The organism is Paenibacillus alkalitolerans, from assembly GCF_016482785.1.
Lineage (GTDB): Bacteria > Bacillota > Bacilli > Paenibacillales > YIM-B00363 > Paenibacillus_AE > Paenibacillus_AE alkalitolerans.
The window spans coordinates 623,087-646,948 of the sequence record NZ_JAEMXM010000001.1 but is presented as its reverse complement, the minus strand read 5'-3'; the positions used below and the strand labels follow the sequence as shown (position 1 = coordinate 646,948).

12 protein-coding genes are annotated in these 23,862 nt (G+C 54.7%); all 12 read left to right on the top strand.

The window, feature by feature from the left end:
* The first annotated feature begins 49 nt into the window (after positions 1–49).
* The 12 genes from JET16_RS02725 to JET16_RS02670 all read left to right on the top strand — a co-directional run bounded on the left by JET16_RS02725 (position 50) and on the right by JET16_RS02670 (position 23,853).
* Positions 50–2,401: a glycoside hydrolase family 95 protein gene (locus tag JET16_RS02725; RefSeq protein ID WP_199614045.1), complete on the top strand. Its 2,352-nt coding sequence runs from the start codon at positions 50–52 to the stop codon at positions 2,399–2,401.
* On the top strand, positions 2,382–3,479 hold the full coding sequence (locus JET16_RS02720; RefSeq protein WP_199614044.1) for a Gfo/Idh/MocA family protein: 1,098 nt from the start codon (positions 2,382–2,384) through the stop codon (positions 3,477–3,479). The genes JET16_RS02725 and JET16_RS02720 overlap by 20 nt, the downstream gene beginning before the upstream one ends.
* Positions 3,476–4,324 carry a sugar phosphate isomerase/epimerase family protein gene (locus JET16_RS02715; RefSeq protein WP_199614043.1) on the top strand — a complete coding sequence of 283 codons (849 nt, stop codon included), beginning with the start codon at positions 3,476–3,478 and terminating at the stop codon, positions 4,322–4,324. Before JET16_RS02720 ends, JET16_RS02715 begins: the two co-directional genes overlap by 4 nt.
* Positions 4,324–5,985 (top strand): hypothetical protein, encoded by a 1,662-nt coding sequence (locus tag JET16_RS02710; protein ID WP_199614042.1) that lies wholly within the window; start codon positions 4,324–4,326, stop codon positions 5,983–5,985. The genes JET16_RS02715 and JET16_RS02710 overlap by 1 nt, the downstream gene beginning before the upstream one ends.
* 15 nt (positions 5,986–6,000) lie before the next feature.
* On the top strand, positions 6,001–9,096 hold the full coding sequence (locus JET16_RS02705; protein WP_199614041.1) for a glycosyl hydrolase 2 galactose-binding domain-containing protein: 3,096 nt from the start codon (positions 6,001–6,003) through the stop codon (positions 9,094–9,096).
* The gene (locus JET16_RS02700) at positions 9,068–11,167 is read left to right on the top strand and encodes a hypothetical protein (protein WP_325176591.1); all 2,100 of its coding nucleotides are present in this window, start codon (positions 9,068–9,070) and stop codon (positions 11,165–11,167) included. The genes JET16_RS02705 and JET16_RS02700 overlap by 29 nt, the downstream gene beginning before the upstream one ends.
* The gene (locus tag JET16_RS02695) at positions 11,164–14,292 is read left to right on the top strand and encodes a glycoside hydrolase family 2 TIM barrel-domain containing protein (RefSeq protein ID WP_199614039.1); all 3,129 of its coding nucleotides are present in this window, start codon (positions 11,164–11,166) and stop codon (positions 14,290–14,292) included. The genes JET16_RS02700 and JET16_RS02695 overlap by 4 nt, the downstream gene beginning before the upstream one ends.
* Positions 14,293–14,304: 12 nt before the next feature.
* Positions 14,305–15,321: a glycoside hydrolase family protein gene (locus tag JET16_RS02690; protein ID WP_199614038.1), complete on the top strand. Its 1,017-nt coding sequence runs from the start codon at positions 14,305–14,307 to the stop codon at positions 15,319–15,321.
* Positions 15,318–19,163: a glycosyl hydrolase family 2 protein gene (locus JET16_RS02685; RefSeq protein ID WP_233530945.1), complete on the top strand. Its 3,846-nt coding sequence runs from the start codon at positions 15,318–15,320 to the stop codon at positions 19,161–19,163. Before JET16_RS02690 ends, JET16_RS02685 begins: the two co-directional genes overlap by 4 nt.
* Positions 19,160–21,211 carry a beta-galactosidase gene (locus tag JET16_RS02680; RefSeq protein ID WP_199614275.1) on the top strand — a complete coding sequence of 684 codons (2,052 nt, stop codon included), beginning with the start codon at positions 19,160–19,162 and terminating at the stop codon, positions 21,209–21,211. Before JET16_RS02685 ends, JET16_RS02680 begins: the two co-directional genes overlap by 4 nt.
* Positions 21,212–21,216: 5 nt before the next feature.
* The gene (locus tag JET16_RS02675; protein WP_199614037.1) at positions 21,217–22,188 is read left to right on the top strand and encodes a pectate lyase family protein; all 972 of its coding nucleotides are present in this window, start codon (positions 21,217–21,219) and stop codon (positions 22,186–22,188) included.
* A gap of 345 nt (positions 22,189–22,533) precedes the next feature.
* The gene (locus JET16_RS02670) at positions 22,534–23,853 is read left to right on the top strand and encodes an HD domain-containing protein (protein ID WP_199614036.1); all 1,320 of its coding nucleotides are present in this window, start codon (positions 22,534–22,536) and stop codon (positions 23,851–23,853) included.
* Positions 23,854–23,862 lie beyond the last annotated feature (9 nt).

Below are 23,862 nucleotides of genomic sequence, written 5' to 3'. Positions count from 1 at the left end.
AAGCAACCGAAGGTTGTCAGCGTTAACAATTATTTGCAGCTACGGAGGGATGAATATGGAATATAAACTTTGGTACAACAAACCGGCCAAATCGTGGGAAGAAGCGCTCCCGGTCGGTAACGGGCGCCTCGGCGCAATGATTTTCGGCAAAGTATACCAGGAAAAGCTTCAACTGAATGAAGATTCGGTCTGGTACGGCGGACCTAAAGACGGGAACAATCCGGATGCGAAGCGCTATTTACCGGAAATCCGCCGTTTATTGTCGGAAGGGAAACAGACGGAGGCGGAGGAGCTCGCGCAAATGGCGATGCTGTCCATTCCGAAATCTCTGAATCCTTATCAGCCTTTGGGTGATTTGAACATGTACCACAACGGCGGGAAAGGAATGATTTCCGAATATTACCGGGAATTGGACTTGGAACAGGCCGTCGCCCGCGTCAGCTTTCGCCTGAACGACTTGCGGTATGAGAGGGAAATATTCAGCAGCGCCGCCGATCAAGTGATCGCCATCCGGTTTACTTGCGAAGAACCGGGAAAGCTGCATCTGAGATTTCATTTAACCCGTAGACCGTTTGACGGAGGAACGTTGAAGGCGTCACGGGATACGCTGCTGATGCAGGGGGATTGCGGCAAGGACGGGGTAACTTTCTGCACGGGGCTTAAAGCCGTCGCCAAAGGCGGACTGGTTCAGACGATCGGCGATTTTCTCGTCGTTCGTCACGCGGATGAGGTCGTATTGTATTTGGCCGCAGCGACAACGTTCCGTCACGAGGATCCGAACGCGGAGTGCCTAAACCGGTTGGAACAGGCGGCAAGCAAGTCATACGAGCAGGTGAAACAGGATCACATAGAGGAGCATGCATCAAAATTTCAGCGCGTGAAGCTCACACTGAACCGCGGGGAAGATTACGGGGACAGCGCTGCGCTGCCGACGGACGTTCGTCTTCAGCAGTACAAAGAAGGTTCCGATGATCCGGGATTGATTTCGCTCTATTTCCAATACGGACGATACTTGCTTATGGCAAGTTCCCGTCCGGGATCCAACCCGGCGAATTTGCAAGGCCTATGGAATGAAAGCTATACGCCGTCATGGGAATCCAAATATACGTTGAATATCAATACGGAGATGAATTATTGGCCAGCCGAATCATGCCATATGCCGGAATGTCACGAGCCGTTGTTCGACTTGATCGAGCGGATGCGTCCGCACGGCCGGAAAACGGCGATGGAGGTGTACGGATGCAGAGGGTTCGTCGCTCACCACAATACGGATATGTGGGGATCTTGCCAAATCGAAGGCAATTATTTGCCCGCATCGATCTGGCCGATGGGCGCGGCTTGGCTGTCCCTCCATATGTGGGAACATTACCGCTTCGGCATGAACGAAACGTTTTTGCGCGAACGTGCCTATCCGGTGATGCGGGAAGCGGCGGATTTCTTCTTGGACTACCTGACGGAAGACGGGCAAGGCCGTCTCGTCACCGGGCCTTCCACATCGCCTGAGAACAAGTTCATCCGTCCCGACGGCGGCGTCGGGAGCCTCTGCATAGGGCCTGCGATTGACACCCAAATTGTGTATACGCTGTTCCGGGCGTGTTTGGAGGCGTCGGAAATATTGCAGACCGACGATCTGATTCGCCGCAGATGGACGGAAGTCATTCGCAGGCTGCCCCAGCCGGCCGTCGGAAAGCACGGACAGCTGCAAGAATGGTTGGAAGATTGGGACGAAGCGCAGCCCGGACACCGGCATATTTCCCACCTGTTCGCACTGCATCCGGGAGAAATCATTCATGTTCGCCACACGCCGGACTTGGCTCAAGCCGCGAAGCGGTCGCTGGAACGCAGGCTGGAGAACGGTGCAGGCCGTACCGGATGGAGCAGGGCTTGGGTGCTCAATTTTTACGCCCGATTGGAAGAAGGCGAGAAGTGCGGCGAGCATCTCCGCAGTCTGCTTACCCAATCAACGCTCCCAAATCTGCTCGATACTCACCCGCCGTTTCAAATCGACGGCAACTTCGGAGGGATTGCGGGAATAGCGGAAATGCTGCTGCAATCGCACCGCGGAGAGATAACGCTGCTTCCCGCACTGCCAATCGACTGGAAGCAGGGAAGCGTTAAGGGACTGCGCGCCCGCGGCGGATATGAACTGGATATCGAATGGGCGGACGGCCAGCTCGTCAGCTGCCGTATGAAAGCGAAAGTCGACGGAGTATGCCGTATCGTGTGCAGACGGCCGCAAGCGCCTCTAGTCGTGGAAACGGACGGCCGACCGGTTGTTTGCGAGTCGGAAGGGTTTATGACCGAGTTTGAGACGGCAGCTGGGAAGACGTACGTGCTTTCACCGGAACCTATGAAAACAACGGCGGGAGTGACGGCCAATTATGGAATGGATAACGCCTGAAGATTACTTGCCCCGGAAACTTGGCGACGCGATCGCGGCCAAATACGGCATCGGTCTGATCGGCTGCGGAAACATCGCGAACTCGGCGCATCTTCCCGCATACCGCAAATACGGATTTCACGTGGCCGCCTGCTGCGACGTCAACGAGGAAGCGGCGCGCAGCACGGCGGAGAAATTCGGCATCCCGCGTTGGACCACGGATGTGAACGAGCTGTTGGACATGGACGAAGTCCGAATCATCGATATGGCCATTCATCCGGAAGCGAGGCTGGACACGCTTAGGAAGATAGGGAAGGCGCCGCGGCCCGTATTGTGCCAGAAGCCGTTGGCGCTGGATTTGGAGCGGGCGAATGTATTGAAGAACGAGGCCGAGCGGCTGGGCATCGTGCTTGGAGTAAACCAGCAGGCCCGTTGGGCGCCTGCGCATAAGGCTCTGAACACGTTGCTTGAACAAGATGCGCTGGGCGAAGTCTATAGCATCCAGCATTTGATGTACTCCTATCAGGATCAGTCTGGGTGGTGGTGGACCAAGATGCCGAATTTCAACATTGTCGACCACGGAGTTCACTACGCGGACCTGTGCCGGCATTTCAATCGATCCGGGCAGGAATGGTCGAGGGTTCATTGCACAACGGCCCAATTGGCGAACCAAAATTCGATCGATCCGCTCATCTATTCGGCCAATGTGGAATTCGGTCCGAAAGGCGGACGCCAGCCGCTGATGGCGTCGCTACACTTCAACAATATCGTGCGGGCGAGCCGGTCGCATAATTATACGTGGCGGATCGACGGAACGGAAGGAAGCGCATGGTGCTCGCACGACATGCTGCATATCGCGCTGACGAAGCACAGAAATATCGTTCACGAGATTAAGTTGAAAGGCTCCTGGTTTCCGGACGCATTCGCAGGTTCCATGTCGGCGTTCATATCTGCGCTGGATGAGGGAACACCTCCGCCGGTCACTGCCGAAGACAATTTGCAGACGGTCGCCATGACGACGGCTATGGTCCTCTCAAGCCGTGAAGGCATGGTGGTTGAGAGGGAAGAACTCCTTACGAAGGAGCTGGCGAAACGATGAATACGCTCGGATTCATGAGTTACGTATATAACGGATGGTCCGCGGATGCGATGGCCGATGCGGGGCGGCGGCACGGGTTTTCCTGCGTGCAGGTCGACCCAAGGCAAGCTTTTCGGCTGATGGACGATGATCCGTTGTCGCCGGCACGGGCTGAAAAAATCCGCCGCATATTTGAAGATAACGGAATCACTGTCATCGCTTTGTCCGGTTACACCAATCTGTGCCATCCGAATGCGGAGAAACGGGAACAGAAGCTCAAGCAGTTCGAGAAGCTGATCGACTTGTGCCAGGCGTACGGCACGAAATATATCGCCACCGAGACGGGCAGCCTCCATCCGACGAACAGCTGGCGGGACTGGGAGGGAAACAGAACGGAAGAGGCATGGAGCGGGTTGCTTGAGGCCGTTGACCGGCTGCGCAACCGTGCTGTCAAGCAGGGCGTCGTGCTGTTGATCGAAGGATTTGCGAATAATGTGCTTGCCCGACCGGAACAGGCGCTCCGTATGATGGGGACGTTGGGAACGGAAGGCTTGGCGTTCGTGATGGACCCTTTTAATTACTTAACGCAAGACGATATGCGCAACCAGGATAACGCGATGGAAAACATCTTCAGATGTATCGAAAAGCATTGCCCGGTCGCGCACGCCAAAGACGCCTTGTACGATGAGGAAGGGTTTACGACGCCCCGCGTCGGGGAAGGTACCGCGGACTGGAATATTTACGCTTCGCTGCTCCGCAGCCGCCTGCCCGACGTTCCATTGATACTGGAGCATGCAAAGCCGGAAGAGGTTGCGGATTGTTTGACTTTGATCCGGAAAGCTTTTCAACACAGGAGCGACGGGTAATGAAGCGAGCTGCGCACCGTCCGAAGCTCGGAGTGCAGGGCCCCGTCGTCGCATGGCAGGATCCGTGGGCAGGAGAAGCTTCGGACCGGATCATGCGGACAGGGACGGGCAGCGTCTGTCCGTCCCAGGATCCGAAGCCGGAACCGGAGCGGTTTTTGAACGCCCTGCGCGATCTGCAAACGGAATTTTATGTCCATCATGTCATACCCGGAGCTGACCATTCGACATTGCTGCGCGATATCGCCAATGCGGAAATGGACATCTGTCTTGGCAACGAATACGGCAACATCAACGGACCTTGGGTTGAGGGGACGAACCGTTATGACGTCCCTGACAATCTAGTGGCGGAAGCGGGCCGCACCGGCCGGTGCATCGGATTGCTGTACGACGAGCCGGAACATCTGCAAATCAACGCGGGGCAGTACCGCAAAGACGGATGGTTCCCCCATTGGGGACCGACCGACGGGATGAGCCTGGACGCGTCGCGCCGAGAAGTGGAGCGGGCGGCCGCGGCCAGAGCCGGGCATGTGAGGCGTGTGCTGGAGGAAGCGGGATTGGAACGGCTGTCGGCACCTCTGATCTCCGAACAAGTGTTTCCGGTCATGTTTCACACGTTGGCGCGTGCCGGTATGGACGTCTGCCCGAAAATCATGAAGGAATCGTTCCAGTCGCTGCAGTTGTGCACCGCGCTCGGAGCCGCCAAGCAGTACGGGAGATCGATGTGGATTTGCGCGGATTTATGGGGACCCGATGCCGGAACGTGGTTTACCCGCTTTCCGGGATTCCCCGGCCATTCCCCCGAGGAATTCGATTCAGCGTTAAAGATGGGATATTGGATGGGGCCGTCGCATTTGTTTGTAGAAAATATCGACGTGCTGCTTAGATCGACCGGCAGAGGATTTGAAAAAACGGAATTCGGGGAAATATGGACGGAATTCGCACGGAAGTATGTGCCGGAGCATCCTTTGACCTGGGATTATTCGCAAGCCGACCCTGATATCGTAATCATCCATTCCGATGATTCCAATTATGGGCAGAACAAAAACTTGTTCGGCAACCGCAATCTTGAAGCAGACACGCATTCGCAAAGCGTGTTTCACATATGGCACCTTCTCAGCCGTGGCGAGATTCCGCCGCACGGAAGCTGCATGCATATTCCCGGCTTTGATTTTCCCAGACACGAATTGAAACGCCAGGTGCCGCTCGCGAGCTTTCCGCTGGAGCACGGGTTCGCGACCGACAGCGGAAAAAGCGTACATCCGTTGTTTTACCCGGTCAATAACGTGCTGGCATACGACGGATACGTGAGCGGACGGATGCTGGGCTTGCCGAAATTGATCATTGCCGGGGGCTCCTCACTTTCCAATGAGACATATTCGGCCCTCATCGAGAAGGCGGAAGAGGGTGCGGTCGTGGTCATCGCCGAATGGCTTCTGCCGCAAGACTGCCCGGCCAAGCAGAGGGAAAGCGGCAGGACGGGCGCCGGCAGGTGGATCGTCTCGCCGCATTTCTTGGATGAACGAATACGGGAGACCGTCGACCCGTTTCTCGGGGAAGAGCGCTGCTGGATGCAGCGGTTCGGATCGGCGGAAGTAAGAATGTTTGCGAAGGATGAGGGCGGATTTACGCTCGATTTCGAAATCGGACACATCATGAGATGAGAGGAGGACAGACCGTTGGAACAAGATACGCAGCTAGATCAGTTTGCAGAAATCGCATTTCGCGAACATCCGGAAAGGGAAGGCGATCTGCAGGAAATATCTCCCGTATATTTTGAAAAAAATTATTTTGTTCCGTGCGGCGACAAGGCGCCCGCGGAACGCTATATTTCCCACGAGGAGCGTATCGTCCGGTTTCAAGCGCAGTTGAACAAGCTTCGCGAGGAATTCCGGCCTTATATGCGAGATTTGACTACCGAGCCGGAAATACGAAGAGATACGTTGGACATTTCCGAATTTCAATTTCGTTATCGAACGCCGGGAGGCGACGATTTCCGCCGCGTATTGGAAGGCGAAGGAGATTGGGAAACGGTGACCGTTCCCGATTTCAGGGGACCGACCGGGGAAAACGGCAAATGGTCCGCATATTACCGGACTCAATTCGCTTACGGCCCGATTCCGGAAGGAAAGCGGGTATACCTCGTATTCAAGGGGATCGATTACAAAGCGTCTGTATATGTCAACGGCAAATGCGTGGGCTCTCACGAAGGCTTTTTCGCCCCTTTCGAGTTTGACGTCACCGAGCTGCTGCGCAATGAGAACAGCCTGGTGGTTGAAGTGTCCAACGACTATCCGATGATGGGAGTCGGCGGCACGAAGCTGGACGGCGACAAAATTTATGCGGCGACCGGACCGGGATGGGACGATCCGTACAGCGGATGGCATCACTGCCCGCCGGGAGGCGGCATCTACAACAAGGTGTTTTTGGAACAGCGCTCGGAGCTGTTTATCCAAGATATCTTTGTCCGGCCGAACATTGACGACGGCTGTGCGGAAGTTTGGGCGGACATCATGAATACGGCTAACCGTGTGATTGAAAATATTGAACTTCAGATCGAAATCATGCCGAAAAATTTCACCGGGGAGAACATCGGCCCGATTTCTTTCCAAGTCGCATACGCCGGCCCGGGAATCAATTACTGCCGGTACCGGCTTCAAATACCGTCGTTTCGACTGTGGGAGCCGGAATCTCCATATCTTTATACGGCGAGGGTCAGCTTACAGGCAGGAACGGATCGGCAGGATGTCAGGGACAGGCATTTCGGAATGCGGAAATTTCTCGTGGACGAGTACGATTCTCCGAAAGGAACGCTTTATTTAAACAATCGTCCGGTTATTCTTAGGGGCGCCAATGAGATGGGCCATCTGCAGCAGTGCGTCATGAATCAGAATTACGAGCAGCTGATTGACGACATATTGATCGCAAAAATCGCAAATATGAACTATTACCGCATTACGCAGCGTCCCGTGCAGGAAGAAATCTACGACTATTTCGACATGCTGGGGATGATGCATCAATGCGATCTTCCGACGTTCGGATTTATCCGCCGCAACCAATTCAGCGAAGCGGTACGGCAGGCGGCGGAGATGGAACGGCTGATCCGCAGCCACCCTTCGGCAATCATGGTGTCGCTGATCAATGAGCCGTCCCGGACGGAAAAGAGAAGGAAAGGACACCGCCATCTTCACCGGGACGAATTGGAAGCATTCTTCGTTGCCGCCAGACAGGCGATTTACATCGAAAACCCGGACCGGGCGGTCAAGAACGCCGAAGGGGATTACAATCCCCCGACCCGCGAAGGACTGCCGGACTTTCATTGCTACAATATGTGGTATACGGACAATGTCATTCCGGTGGGGAAGATGTATAAAGGCTTTCTCCCGTCCATTAAACCCGATTGGAAGACGGGATGCGGGGAATACGGGACGGAAGGCTTGGACAACATCGGAGTCATGATGAAGCATTATCCTAAAGAATGGCTTCCTGCGGAGGAGAACGAACCGTGGACCCCGGATAAAATCGTCGGAGCGCAAACTTACGGTTTGCACGGCGATTGGTTCGCCGAACAAAGCACTCTCGCGGACTGGGTGCGCGAGAGTCAGAAGCATCAATGCTTAGCGACGAAATTGATGACCGACGCTTGGCGCAGGCGCGCAGACTATATTGTGTCCACTGCGATCCACCTATTGATCGACGCATGGCCGTCCGGTTGGATGAAAGCGCTGGTCGGAGCGGACCGGAACCCGAAGCCTGCGTTTTTCACCTATCAAGCTTGCCTTGAGCCTGTTCGCGTCAATTTAAGATGCGACAGATGGAGAGCTTACGAAGGGGAAACGCTGGAAATCGAGGCATGGCTGTTGAACGATACGCACAAAGATTACGACAACTGCCGGGTGATCGCAACGCTGCGGGACGAAGACCGGGAATACGGCCATTACGCAATAGCCGGGCATGTCGAACGAGTATCATCGCGTTATGCAGGTACGATCCGGATTGCCGTGCCTGCGGTGCAAGACAGGAGCAGCCTGTACGTCGACGCCTGTCTGGTGAACGACCGGGGAGAGAGGCTGAATTCGGAGCGTTTTGCCTTCGAAGCGTTTCCAAAAGCCGGATTACAGACCGCTCGAAAAGTTGCGTTTCTCGGCGGCGAAGCCGAGCGGGTTTGCTCGTTATTGCAGCTTGACGGAGAACCGTTCAATCCCGTCTCTTGGAACGGTCGGCCGCTGATTGTCTCTTCCGGCGAGGAGTTTGCCCGCCATCAAGCATCCATTGTGCCAAAGGTCAAGGAAGGCGCTTCGGTTTTGCTCATCCGGGGAGGTTCCGGAACGGATGTGTGGGATATCGACGGCTCAGTGGTGAAAACCGTACCTATGAAGGGAATCTACGTACTCGCCGTCAACCGCGAATCCCCCCGGCTGCAGTGGATGAATCCGGATGATTTGTCTTACTTCTATCATGTTTCTTATGACCGGATCGGGGCGGTCGCCGACTGCTGGCTGGAAGGAGCGCAGCTCGAGCCGGTCGCCTTCACGTATCGCAAACGCAAAGATGCCGGCGGGAAGGGAAAGCTTCCCGTGGTCGGTAAGATTCGGATGGGAAAGGGCGAAATCGTGATCGCCGGTTTGCCATTGTCCGGACGCAACGGCTTCAACCCGACGCTTGACTTGTTTCTCGTCTCGTTATTGGGTTTGCACGACACCGTCGCCGTTGCGGCCGCCGAACGAAATGAGGGAGTTGATCAAAGTGAAACGTTACGCGCTTGCCGGCAATGACAGGCAAAAGCAGGTCGAAGCAGCGGAAACTCCTGATTCCATCCGCCTCATTTTGCGACATGCAAGTCATGCTGAACCGTATTTCGAAGGCAGCTTGCAGCACATGTTCACATGCTCCGAGGGCAGGCCATGGCGATTTGACTTCTCCCGGTTCAGGCACGAGCGAATCGTTGAAGAAGGCGGGAGCATCCGGATCGAAGGATTCCTGAATCAGTTGAACGTTACCGTAAGTATGTCCTTCGGCAAACATGACTTGTTGAAAGTGAAAGTGACTTGGGAAAACCGGACGGACCGGCTTGTTTCCGACGCCGCCGTAGGCGTAACCTTCGAGCTTCCGGTACGGAAGCGGGAGATTACAACAATCCCGCACATGATCTATAACAACAATCCTTCCGCGGATCCGGAGCGGATCGTCCCGAGGCTCGGAACCGGTCCGGGGAAAGGCTATATTTGCGAAGAACACCGCCTGCCGATTCCGTTCGTCAATGTGGAATGGACGGAGCATGCCCGGACGAACTATTTTTCCTTGTATGCGATCCCGTCTTTCGTCGAAACGGATGACGGCAAGGTGAATTATTTTTCGCTGGGAGCGGTGTGTGACGGAGACGTCTCGGTTTTGGCGTCGCTAAGCGGAGTATTGATGTTCAATGGGGAGAAGGATGTTGTATACGTCGGCAAAAGCAAAACGCAACCGTACGACGGAGGATATGTCGATCTGCCTCCCGGCTTCACGCTGACCAAGGAATACGTGCTCGATTGGGGAACGGCCGCTCAAGCGGGCTGGGGATTCCGCGAGGCGGTTCGTAAAGGGTTGCTTTTATTCGACCCGCAAGGGGCAAAGCCGCTCACCTTGAATGAAATGATCCGCCTCAAGACGAGCGCCATGGACGACCGTTGGAGGGAAGCGGCCGGTGCGGCCGGTTACGTCAAATTCAACGACTCGAACGCGTTCGGGAACGTTTCCCGTCATCCGCCGCATTTTTTATACGGGTGGACGGGGCAATGCATGAAGCTTGCATGGTGCGACGGTAAGCTCGGATTCGATGGCGGGTACGAGGAGCGTATCGGCCGCTGCAAACGGGCTGTCGACTTTTACGTTAGGGAGAGCGGCGGGTTAACGCCCGGACTGAGGCGGAGCTCGTATCGGCTAAGCGACGGCCGGTGGGACGATTTCCGTTCGAATCAGCGGCCCGTCATATCGAGCCGGGCATACGGCGAAACGATATCGGATTTGGCGGAAATCGCGCTCCTGTTCAGGGACCGGGACGGAAAGGCGCCTGACGCTTGGATCGAATCCGTGCGGGAAGCGGCTGATTTTTTTACCGGCGCGGATTTGCCGTCGGGAGTATATCCGGCAGCATGGCTGCACGACGGCGACCCCGCGGATGAAATCATTACGGCAGCCGGCATACCGTGCTTGATCGCCGTACTGAAAGCTTACAAGGTAACGGGCGAACGGCGGTATTTGGAGCATGCCGAACAGGTGATGCGGCGCTATTATGAACAGCATGCCGAGACGTTCGAGCGGCCGTTCGCCCGGTCGACGCTCGATGCCAAGTGCGAGGACAAAGAAGCGGGCATGTATTTCTTCTTGGCCGCTTACGAATTGTTTGTACTTACGAACGACGAGCGTTACAGATTATGGGCGGAAGTCGCGGCGGACTGGCTGCTGACGTATGTGTATGTTTGGAATCCCGCCTACGACCGCGGATCGAAATTGCGCGAGGCCGGTTTCAATGCGGTCGGATGGCCCGGAGTGAGCGTGCAAAATCATCACCTGGACGTGTTTTTTCCGACTTTCGAATATTGGAATTTCGGCCGGTTGACCGGAAACGCGACATACGAACGGATGGGCCGGACGATCTTCGACGCGATGGGGCAAGGAATATGCACAAAGCCGGGAGAATGGGGATTTACCGTCATCGGGGAGCAGGGCGAAGGATTTTACCAGACCAATTATCATAAGCGCGGCGATCATAACAACTGGAATCCGTCCTGGATCATTGCGCTTGTATTGTCCAACGCTTTGCGGTTCCGCGACGCGGCGGCGAAAGAAGGTGCGGCAACGTGAACGGCGGGGGCGATTGGAAGAATGACTGGAAGGATCTGAATGTGCTTGGCCGGAACACCGAACCGCCGCATGCCGGGCTGTTTCCTTATGCCGATATACATACCGCGCTTGAGAGGGAAAGAGGAGCTTCTCCATACTTCCGCTCGTTAAACGGACATTGGAAGTTTTATTATGCGCGGCGCCCTTCCGAAGCGCCTGAACGCTTTTACGACAGCCGCTTCAACGCGGAAAGCTGGGACACGATTCCCGTTCCCGGCAATTGGCAGCTGCACGGGTACGGCAATCCCCACTATACAAGCAGCATGTATCCATTTCCGGTTGATCCGCCGCATGTGCCGGAACACAATCCGACAGGCTGTTACCGCCGCAGCTTTTACGTTCCGCACGACTGGAAAGACCGGCAAACATTTATCGTGTTCGAAGGCGTGGATTCGGCATTTCACTTGTGGATTAACGGGCAATTTGCCGGTTACGGTCAAGGAAGCCACATACATTCCGAATTCCGGATTACACCGCTCCTTCAACCGGGCGAAAACGTTGTGGCGGTTCAAGTATATCAGTGGTGCGACGGCAGTTATTTGGAAGATCAGGATAAGTGGCGCTTAAGCGGCATTTTCAGAGACGTATATTTGATTTCGACTCCTCATGTGCATATACGCGATATGTCGGTGCGGACCCGTTTTGCCGGCAACGGGGAAGACGCGGTTCTCAGCTTGAGGATGGCAGTGAAAAATTACGGGGAAATGCCGGCAAACGAGCATGAAATAAGGATCGAACTGCTGGTTGACGAACGGCAAAAGGTTCATGCGGAGACCTTGCGCACGCCTCAACCTCTTGCAGGCGGCGAAGAAATCGAGCTTCAAACGTATATTCCGGTTGCCGCCCCGCGCAAATGGTCGGCGGAAGATCCCGCCTTGCACGAGCTCACGCTCACTGTGTCCGATGAGCATGGAAATATTGCGGAGTCAGGTTGCCTGGACGTCGGTTTTCGCGACGTTGCGGTTAGGGACGGCAGGCTGTTCGTCAACGGCAAGCCGGTTATTTTGAAAGGCGTCAACCGCAACGAATTTCACCCTGATCTGGGATTCGTAGTGACGATGGAGTCGATGCTCGAGGACATCCTGCTGATGAAGAAGCACAATATCAACGCCGTCCGCACGTCCCATTATCCGAACGACACGCGTTGGCTCGATTTGTGCGACCGGTACGGGCTTTATGTGATCGATGAGGCGGATTTGGAAACGCACGGGTGCCATTTCATCGGCAACGAAAGCCATCTGGCGCAGGATCCGGCATGGAGGCGGCATTTTGTCGACCGGGCGGTGAGAATGGTGGAAAGGGATAAAAATCACCCTTCCGTCATTATTTGGTCGCTTGGGAACGAATCGGGCTACGGAGAAAATCATGACGCAATGGCGGAATGGGTGCGGCAAGCCGATCCGACCCGGCCGATCCATTATGAACGCGCGAAAGACGCCCCGATCGTCGATATCGTCAGCAGTATGTACCCTTCGTTGGAAGATTTAATCGAACAAGGGGAAAAGACAGACGATCAGCGGCCCTTCCTGATGGTCGAATACGCTCATGCGATGGGCAATTCGGCCGGCAATCTGAAGGAGTATTGGGAAGCTGTATATAAATATCCGCGTTTGCTCGGCGGCTTCATCTGGGAATGGACCGATCATGGGATTAGGAGGACAACCGAATCCGGCGAACAATGGTATGCGTACGGAGGCGACTTCGGCGACCGTCCGAACAGCGGGCATTTCTGCATCGACGGGCTATTGTTTCCCGACCGGACGGTCAAACCGCCACTGATCGAGTACAAGAAAGTGATCGAACCCGTACTCGTTGAACCCGTGGACATGCGCGCGGGAATCGTCCGCATTCGAAACCGGTACGATTTCGTCTCGCTCGCCCATCTGCGAGGAACATGGACGCTGCTGTGCGACGGAGAAACATTGGAGCAAGGAGAATTGCCCCGATTGGACGTGCCGGCGGGCGGCGAGGCGACCGTAACAATTCCATTGATATGCGGTTTTGCGCGGCCCGGAGGCGAATACTGGCTTCATGTTTCCTTTGTACTGCGTGAAGCAGCCGCCTGGGCGCCGGCCGGACATGAAGTCGCGTGGGCCGATTTGCCTGTTCCCGCTGCAGCTCCGGCGGCACCCGCAGTCAGGCTCGATTCGATGCCGCCGCTTCGCACTGCCGAATCCGGACTTGCGATTAAAGTTGAAAGTGACGATTTTGCCGCCGATTTCGATAAAAGGCTCGGCCGGTTGAACTCGTTGGCGTATCACGGCGTTCAACTGCTGGCCGCAGGCCCGAAGATCAACGTGTGGCGGGCGCCGGTCGACAACGATGCAAGGCAGGCCAAGCAATGGAAGAAAGCCGGCTACGACGTGCTTGAACATTATGTCCGTGATGTGTCGCTCCGCCATTACGGCGACTGCGCGGTTCGGATCGACGTGTCGGTCGTGCTTAGCTCGATAGGTCTCGGTCCGAGCTTCAAGGCGAAAGTGTCGTACACCATCTATGGATCCGGGGACATCGTTATCTCAACTCATATCGTACCGCGGGAGGGACTTCCGAATTTACCGCGGCTCGGACTGCAGCTCGCGATGCCGCCGGGATTTGAAAGCTTCACATGGTTTGGGCGCGGACCGCACGAATGTTACATTGACCGGAAGGAAAGCGGGAAACTCGGTATTTACCGTGGGACGGTCGACGGTCAGTTCGTGCCGTATATTAAGCCCCAGGACAATGGAAACAAAACGGATGTGCGTTGGGCGGCGGTGACGAATATGCAGGGAATAGGGCTTTTGTTTTCGGGGACGCCGCTGCTCGATGTAAGCGTCTCGCATTATTCGGCGCACGATTTGGCCAGGGCAAAGCATCTTTACGATTTGGTCCGGCTGCCCGAGACGATCGTCAACCTGGACTACCGGCAAGGCCCGCTCGGCAATCACAGCTGCGGCGAAGCTCCGCCTTTGGAAAAGTACTTGCTTCATCCAAAAGAAACATCGTTTTCCGTAAGGTTGAAACCGTTTTCCTCGAACATCCAGTCTCCCGTGAGGCTGAGCAAACGGCTGCCGGAGCCGCCGGATTCGCAAATGAATGGATAGGGAGTGTTGTGAATGGATATAGAGCGTTATCTGACTCCGTACAAATGGGGCAAACCGTTGCTCGCCGGTTCTGGCGCACCGGAGGCGTTCGACGAACGGGCCGTCGACTGTCCGTTCGTATTCGGGCATAACGGCAAGTTTTACATGATGTATGTCGGCTTCAACGGGATCGGCTATCAGACGGCGCTCGCCGTAAGCGACGATTTATTGAATTGGGAGCACCTGTCCGTAATTTTGCGCCGTGAAGAAGGGAATCGCTGGGATTCCAAAAATGTGGCCGGCACATGGATTTTGCGCGAAAACCGGTTGGACGGCCTGCCCGTCTTGAAAAAGTGGGACGGGAAGTATTGGATGGCATATCATTCGTATCCGGAAGACGGGTACGAGGAAGGCTCCGCCTGCATCGGTTTGGCGTGGACGGAAGACGAACGGCTGCTCGAATGGCACAGGCTGCCCGATCCGATTCTGACGCCCGAGGACGGTGCCGACTGGGAGAGCGGAGGATTGTACAAGGAATGCCTGGTGGAGCACGATGGAACCTTTTATTTGTTCTATAATGCGAAAAACCAAAAAACCGGCAAATGGATCGAACAAATCGGCGTGGCTACTTCCGCCGATTTGCGCGAGTGGAAACGATACGAGAGCAATCCGGTGATCAAGGTGACCCCGGAAGCGTGGGATTCCCGGTTCGTCAGCGACCCTTGCGTCGTCCGTGACGGCGGCAGGTGGGCCATGTTCTTCTTCGGGTACGACTATAAGCGCGCTCAAGAAGGAATCGCCGTGTCGGAAGATCTGTTTCATTGGGAGAAACACCCCGAACCGATCGTAACGGTCGGAGTGGGGGATGAGATCGACACGATACACGCTCATAAGCCGTCGGTCATCATGCATAACGGCGTTCTGTACCATTATTACGTCGGCTGCAGGCCGTACAGGGAAGGCGACAGGACGAAAAATTTCGGGAAAGAATTCAGAACGATATGCGTCGCCTCATCCCGCATGCTCGCGAAGGAGGGAGATGCGACTTGAAGATAACGGAGCTGCAGCAGCGGTTCGCGGCGGCCGACCCCGCTTTCGGCCCCGTGCCGATGTGGTGGTGGAGCGGCGAGGAAGTGACGGAAGAGCGAATCCGCTGGCAGATGGGAAAATTTCGCGCCGGAGGATTGCGAAACATCGGGATTATCAATTTGGCGCCGACCGGCCCGCAGTACGGCTCTGTCAGCGACCGGCCGGCGTACTTGAGCGAAGCGTGGTGGGCGCTGTTCGAAATTGCGCTGCGGGAAGCGGAACGGCTGGGGATGCGCCTTTGGTTTTACGATCAAATCGGGTTTTCCGGCGCCAATCTGCCCGCGCGGATCGTCGCCACGCACCCCGAATGCGAAGGCTATCAGCTGCGCCGTTTCGCGCGCGGCGATGCAGTGCCTGTGTCGTCGAACCTATTGTTGGAAACCGGCGATCATGTGTACGCGGTCGTCCGGCAAGGGTTCAACTGGCTCGATCCGCATGCGGCTGGCTTGTTGATCGACCGAGTACATGGCGAGATGGAGAGGCGTTTCCCGCACGAACTTGGGAAAACGATCGCCGGAAGCTTCCAGGACGAGCTGCCGCCGATGCCGATGTGGTCGCCTGAAATCCCGGTTCTCTATACAGAGCGCTATAACGAGGACCTGATCGAAGTCCTGCCCGCCTTATTCCGTTCGCCCTATGCCGACGACCGGGTTCGTGTTGTTCGCCGCCGATTTTACCGGCTCATCGCGGAACTGGCGGAACGGGCCTTCTTCAAGCCTCTTGGCGACTGGCACCGGAAGTACGGCATGCTCATCGGCTTCGATCAGGCCGGTCCGGCTCGGAAAGCCGATCCTCACGGCGCCCAGCGACTGTACGTCGATTATTTCCGGACCCACCGTTGGTTCAATGCGCCCGGGTCCGATGCGGACGGCGAAATCAAGCCGCATTCATCCATGGCCCATCTGCACGGCGGCTCCAGAGTATGGCTTGAAGCGTTTCATTCCAGCGGCTGGGGCGGCACGCTCGAAGAAACGATGCATTGGCTCGTTCCTTGGCTGCAAGCGGGAGCGACCTTGTACAATCCGCATTCGAACTATTTCAGCACGAGAGGCGGCTGGTGGGAGTGGGCTCCGCCCGATACCGGGTGGCGCCAACCATATTTCGAGCATTATCCGGTTTTCGCCGATACCGTAAGCCGTGCTTGTTACTTGTTAAGCCAAGGCGTTCATGTGTGCGACATCGCCGTGCATTACCCTTCGTACGACATTTGCGGACACATGTCGTTGGACGATGCGAAGCCTTCCGATCATCCGATGGTGCCGGCGAACCGCGATCCCGACGAGCATGTCACCCGTATCCGAGATATTTACCGTGAAATCACGGGGTTTTGGAACCGACGCGAATATACCTATCCCGGCGCTTTGCGCGGAGCGAGGATGGATTTCGACATTGTGGACGACGCTGCGCTGCACAAAGCATTGCCGGAAGGCGGTCACTTGCGCATTGCGGAAGAGCGGTTTTCCGTCTTGCTGCTGTGCGGCACGACCGTCATGGACGAGGAAGCGCGGCGGAGCGTGCAATCGTGGATCGGCGGGGGCGGATGGGTGATCGCCGTGGCCGTGCCGGAACAACAGCGGGATTTGGCCGGAGCGGTTTATGTCGATACGTCCGAAGAAGCGGTACGGCTGATCGAAACGCGGCTGCGGAAGAGGGTCGAGGGGCCGGGACATTACCTGCATCGGCGGACGGAGGACGCGGATGTATTCCTCCTGCTCCCGCGGGACGAACAGCTGTTGGTGATGCACCGGCCGGCGTCTCCGGATGCGACTATGTGCAAACCAGCCGTTTATCGTCTCCGTTCCAACGGTGAACCAAAGCTTTGGGATCCTGTCAGCGGTAGCATTGAGCCGCTCGCCTATACGCGTCAAGGCGAATGGATTGAATTGGAGGTGCCTTTCGACTCATGGCCGGCGGCTCTGGTTGTATGTTCGGAGGAAAAAGCGGCCGCAACGGCGGGCAGCGCGGTGGTACCAGCCGTCATTGGTGCGGACCAAGAACTAACGCTTTCCGATGATATATGGACAATCCGAACAGTTGCAACGCTCGACAACCGGTACGGGGACTTTGATCTCCATGGCGGCAACAGTGGGCTGCTTCCGGTCGAACGCCGCCATTTCCTGATGAAGCTCGAAGACGGGAAACCGGGAGAGGAAGAGGGATGGCACAATCCCGACGCGGATTGCGCGGATTGGACGCCCCGACTGTGGAGCGAGTCGGCTTACTGGATTGCTTGCAAGGGGGAGCAATTTCGAGCGGATCATGCGAACCCTGTCGTGTACAGCAGCATATTCGGCGATCTCTCCATGAGAACATGGGCCGGCCGAATGGGGCATATCCCGCGGCGGTTTCTCAATCTCGGGGAACTTGAACCTGATGAGTCCGCTTGGGCACGCACCTATGTCATCGCGCCGTCAGCGGGGCGATATTGGATTCGGGTCGAAAGCGGCGCGGAAATTGACGTATGGATCAACGGGAAGGAAGTCGGCTTGAACGGCGGACCGGAGGAACAGACGGCCTGGATCGACTTGAATCTAGGGCATAATGAGCTGAAGCTGAAGGCTAGAAGCATAAAGCGCGGATCGGTACGGGTAGGTGTCGAGATCAACCCGGAAGCGCGTCCCGAACTGCCGAAGTGGCTGTTTACGCACAACCCGAATCCGAAATCGAGTCTTAAGAAGCTCATTGAAAGCCGCCCGAACGCCCCAGTTGAACGGGTTCGCATCATATTTGCGGCTCGCGGACGCGCGATGCTGTACGTGAACGGATACAAAGTGACGGAGCACGGAGATTTCAATCCGTATGTCAGACAAGGCCAAGAAGAGGTCGATGTTACGGCGCATTGGCGTCCCGGCGAGAACGAGATCAAGTTTTTGCTTCCCGAAGGCAAAGGAGAGGTGTTCGCGGACGGAATCGTCGAATGTCGGAACGGCGAAGTATATTCCTTCTGCACGGGACCGGACTGGATCGATGAACAGGGGGATTCGGCAGGCGTTCTCCACGGTGCGACGCTTCGTTATACGGATACGGAATCGTTATGGGTTTCCGCCAGGCCGCATCCGCTGCCCGGAGTAAGCTGGCTCATGCCGGAGAGCGCTCCGGAACCGAAGCCGCTGTCTTTCGTCGCCGACCCCGCATTGATCGGGAAGCCTGTATGGCTTCGCTTCCCTCTTCCAATAGGGGCGACGGCCATGCGGATTGAATCGGCCGGTGCGGCGCGGCTATGGATCGGCGGCGCAGAAGCGCCGGTCGTCAACGGACGGGCGCAGTTTCCGCCGCAGCGGGCCGGAACCGTCGCAGCGGTGAAGATCGTGCCGGACGGCGTCGATACGGAAGCGGCCGTTCTGAAAGCTCCGATTCGATTCGAGACTGCGCCGATGCAAGGTCCGCTCGGAGACTGGCGCACCGCATTGCATCTGCCGCATCACAGCGGCGCGGTAGAATATGAAGCTTACGTGGACTTACCGGTGTTAAAAGATGCGGTTCTTGATCTCGGCTTCGTAAGAGGAACCGTGGAAGCATGGCTGGACGGAAAGCCGCTCGGCGTCCGCATATGGAGTCCGTACCGATTCTCTCTCGGACCGGATACAGTTGCAGGAACATATAGGCTGCGAATCCGGGTAACCAATACGCTGGGCGCGCACTACGAAATCGGCAGGCCGACGAGTCTGGTCGGCGCCAATCCGGACGTCGCATATTGGAGCAAGGATCGCCCGGAGGAGGCCGAATGGCAGACGCAGTTTGCCGCGGGCGGGTTATTCGGCCCGGTTCGGATCTTATCGGCCGGTTCCGTCGGGGGGAGATGAGAGAGGTGGGTGGCGTCATTTTTCCTAAAATATTATTCGGCGGCGACTATAACCCGGAACAATATCCGAAACAAATATGGGATGAAGACATGCGGCTGTTTCGGCTCGCCGGCATCGATGTCGCGACGGTGAACGTCTTCTCCTGGGCGTTGAATCAGCCGGATGAGAACACGTACAAGTTCGACTGGCTCGACGAGGTGATGGATAAGCTACACGCCAACGGGATTTACGCGTGCATGGGAACCGGAACGGCGGCGCACCCGGCGTGGATGGCCAGAAAATATCCGGACGTGCTGGCTGTGGATTATCAAGGGACGAAAAGAAAATTCGGCAGAAGGCACAACTCGTGTCCGAACAGTCCGACCTTCCTCAAATATTCCGGATTGATCGCCCGCAAGCTGGCGGAGCGGTATAAATCCCATCCGGCGCTGCTCCTATGGCACGTCAACAATGAGTACGGCGTTCGCTGCTATTGCGGCAATTGCGAGATGACGTTCCGCGAATGGCTGAAGAAGCGTTACGGCTCCTTGGAAAAGGTGAACGAAGCATGGTACACCCGGTTTTGGGGACATACGCTCTACGATTGGGAAGATATCGTGCTGCCAAGCGGCTTGAGCGAAGGTCTGGATAAGAGCGATTCCGACAAAACGGCGTTTCAGGGCGCTACGCTTGACTATTACCGGTTCGCTTCCGAAAGCTTGCTAAACTGCTATTTGACCGAATATAACGCAATCAAAGAAGTGATCCCTGATGCAATAGTCACCACTAATTTTCAAGGGAACGGGACATATAAACCTCTTGACTATTTCAAATGGGCGAAGCACATGGACATTGCCGCTTTGGACATGTACCCGCCCAACGACGCCTCCGCAAGCTATACCGCGCTCCGCTACGATCTGATGCGCGGCATGAAGGACGGCGCTCCTTTTATGTTGATGGAGTCGACCCCCGGAGTGCTCAACTGGAAATCGGTCAATCCGTTGAAACGGCCCGGCGCAATGCGGCTGCAGAGCTACCAAGCAGTCGCCAGAGGCGCGGAGACGGTCATGTTCTTCCAATTGCGGCGTTCTTCCGGGGCATATGAAAAATTTCACGGCGCGGTCATCGATCATGCGGGGCACGAAAATACTCGCGTTTTCAGAGAGTGTGCTGAACTCGGCAACGAATTGCGGAATCTGGAGGGAGCTTTGCCGGGTTCGCGCATGAATAGTCGTGTCGCCATACTGTTCGATTGGGAAAATTGGTGGGCGGTCGAATTCAACGGCGGGCCGACTACGAGATTGAAGTACTTGGATCAGGTTCAAAAATATTACGACGCATTTTATGAAAACCATATCCAAACCGATATCGTCAGCGTCGATTCCGACTTGAACCAATATGAAATTATTATCGCGCCTTTACTATACATGGTAAAGCCCGGAGTTGCCGGAAAGCTGGAGAATTTCGTCGAAAACGGAGGAACGTTGATTGTCACATTTTTCAGCGGCGTCGCCAACGAAAACGATCAGGTGGTATTGGGCGGTTATCCCGGCGAACTTCGCAAGCTGCTCGGCATTTGGGTCGAAGAGATCGACGCGCTGTTTCCCAATCAGAAAAATGTCGCCGTCATCAAGCGGGAGACAGAAAATCTGGGAAAATCATACGAATGCGGCCTCGTATGCGAAATCGTCCATCCGGAAGGGGCGGAAGTAATTGCCGAATTCGGCAGTGATTTTTACGTGGGTTCGCCGTCGCTGACGCGTCACCGATTCGGTAAAGGCGAGGCGTGGTATACCGGTTCCGATCCGGAACCCGTGTTTCTGCAAACATGGGTTGCGCATCTGTGCGAGTGCAAAGGGATAAGTCCATTGCTTCATGTCCCGCCCGGAGTGGAAGTGACGCAGCGGATCAAAGAAGGTACACGTTACACGTTCTTATTGAATCACACCGGTTATGCGCAGAAGGTAGATATCGGAGAGCAGCCGCGGCACGATCTGTTGAACGATACCTTCGTGAGCGGCGTATTGGAGATTCCTCCCGCAGGCGTGATGATTTTGCGGGAGGCTTGATGGGTATGAAAAAATACCGGGGTTTCTTGCTCGCATGCTTACTCGTTTTATTCGCCGGTTTGGTTTTCAGCAAGGGACTGAACTTCTCCGGCGCTGCCGAACCGCTCGACGTTCCTGTCGGTTTCGCCGCGACGGGCAGCGGCATGACGGGGGGCGAGGGAGGAAAGACCGTAACCGTCAGCACCGCCGAGGAATTGATTCGTTATATGCAGGAATCCGATCCGTACGTTATCCAAGTGTCTGGAACGATTTCTTTGAACGGAATCCACAAAGTGACCTCGAACAAAACGATCATAGGATTGGGTTCGTCAGCGCACATTACCGGCGGGGGATTGCGAATATCCGGCGCTCAAGACGTCATCGTCCGCAACATAACGTTCTCCAATTCGCCTGATGATGCGATCGGTGTGGACAAATCGTCCAAACACGTCTGGATCGACCATAATAATTTTATGAGTTCAGCCGACGGGTTGGTAGACATTAAGGAAGCGTCGTCGTATGTCACCGTATCCTGGAACAAGTTTTACAACCATGACAAGACTGCGCTGATCGGCCATAACGACAACACGGTGGGAGATATGGACAATCTGAAAGTGACGTACCATCACAACTGGTTTGACGGAACCGTTCAACGGCATCCAAGAGTGCGTTACGGCGAAGTGCATGTATACAACAACTATTACTCCGGAGTACAATCCTATGGCATTGGAGTAGGAGTAGAGGCGAAAATATACTCCGAACAAAACTATTTCGAGAACACGAAAAAAGCCGTCACATACATCGACAAACCGGAAAAGCCCGGCTATATCAAAGATATCGGCAGCTATTTTGTTGACACCCCGCAGCCGGAGCTGCGGCTGGACGGCGTAACGTGGAATCCGGGCGATTATTACGAATATAAGGCGGATAAGGCCGCCGACGTCAAGTCGATCGTCATGAACGGGGCGGGTGTGGGGAAGATACCGTCTCGGTCTTGATAAACTGCAAAACGGCAAGAAGAAATTCATCAATATTCGTGCGATCATCATTAAACGGTATAGGACATCACCTTAACGAAATTAACTGATATGCCGGCAGTTAATTTTGCTTTAAAGGTTAGATGTCCTATTCTTTTTTCACCTGTTTTTATCAATATAGGAAGAATTGCCCTAATAAAGATCGTTTTGACCAATACAATATTGGTACAAAATATTGGGATAATTGATTTTAAATTGGTTATATCAACCTTTACATTTCATCATGTGATGTTACTTCCCAAAAGTTAACGAAAATATAGGTCCAGGGACCGGAGAAGCATAGAAAAATTTTTTGGAGGTAATAGAATGAACGATTGGAATAAAGTGATTTTAAATGCGGTCTCCACTGTCGATGAAAATGCTTTTGTTACAGGTCAAACATACTATTATCCCTTTTTTAACGAAAAGTTCGGCCCTGCGACGACTTCTGTCGAAACCGAAGTTATATTGCCTGGCAAAGAAAGAGCAAAGATTGTTGAACAGGAATTGCAGGCAAAGTACCCGATGTATCGGTGGAAAGTAATCGCCGTTGAAGGAACGTCTATTAACGATATAAAGGTATATTTGCAACGAAAGAACATTAAAGCTTTATCCGGAGCGGTCCGTATGTCAGGAGAACAAATGGAGTATATCTGGGGCTATGACGATACAGCGGATCACCTTATTGAAGGCCGAATCGAACCGACTCCTTGGTGTAATATTGAGGAGGCAAAAGAAGAAGGGGGCAATATAGCGGAGAGATTCCCGAATATTACTAGCGAATTTCTTGGCATTTATCGATCAACAACACCGAAATCCATTGAATGGGAGGAAATGGAGTCAGAACTGCACAAACGTGAAAAAGGCGGTAAAAGTTACAGCTTTTTCTTAACGGAAAAAGAAAAAACGGTCTGCGATGAAATCATGGAATGGCATAAATCCAATCCGAAGACACCTCAAGTAGTGCCGATTCCTAGAAAATCGAAACTTCCGACAAGCAATCCATGGGATGCGCCTGATGAACAATTCAGGGAATGGTTGATCGATCAAACGCTAAGCAGTACTCCTGCTACCGAGAAAGATCAATACCTGCACATGGTTCTCGACTACCAAAAACAATGGGATCAAAAACCGACTCATCAGGGCTGGAAGGTTTATCAGCATTCAATCATGTCGACTTTGATGCTGAATACTCAAAATGTCAGAGAAACGGACAGGAAATTGTTACGCCTCTCAACCTTGTGGCACGATGTAGGGAAATGCAAGAATATATGGACACCGGGGGCACACGCCGCGGCCGGAGCAAAAATATGGATTAAATATAAACCGAATTGGATTTCCGATATAGAGGCAAAAACAGTCAGCTTTTTAATACAAACCCACGACTTTCTAGGCTTGATGGATAGAGGTCTGAAAAACAATGCATACAGAGGCGGGATGCCGCCATCGTCTGTAAGGGAATATTATAAAAGATTCAGTGATAATTTGAATTATGCAATTCGATTAAATGTAAATGTTTATAACGCGGATATCGGCAGCGTTTCGACTTTAAGATGGTTGTTACCGTTAACTCCTCTCCTTGAGAAAATGATCCTAATAAATGAAAGCTATATGTTGAATTATGTAAGCGCTTCTACTGCAAATTGAAAATGGGGG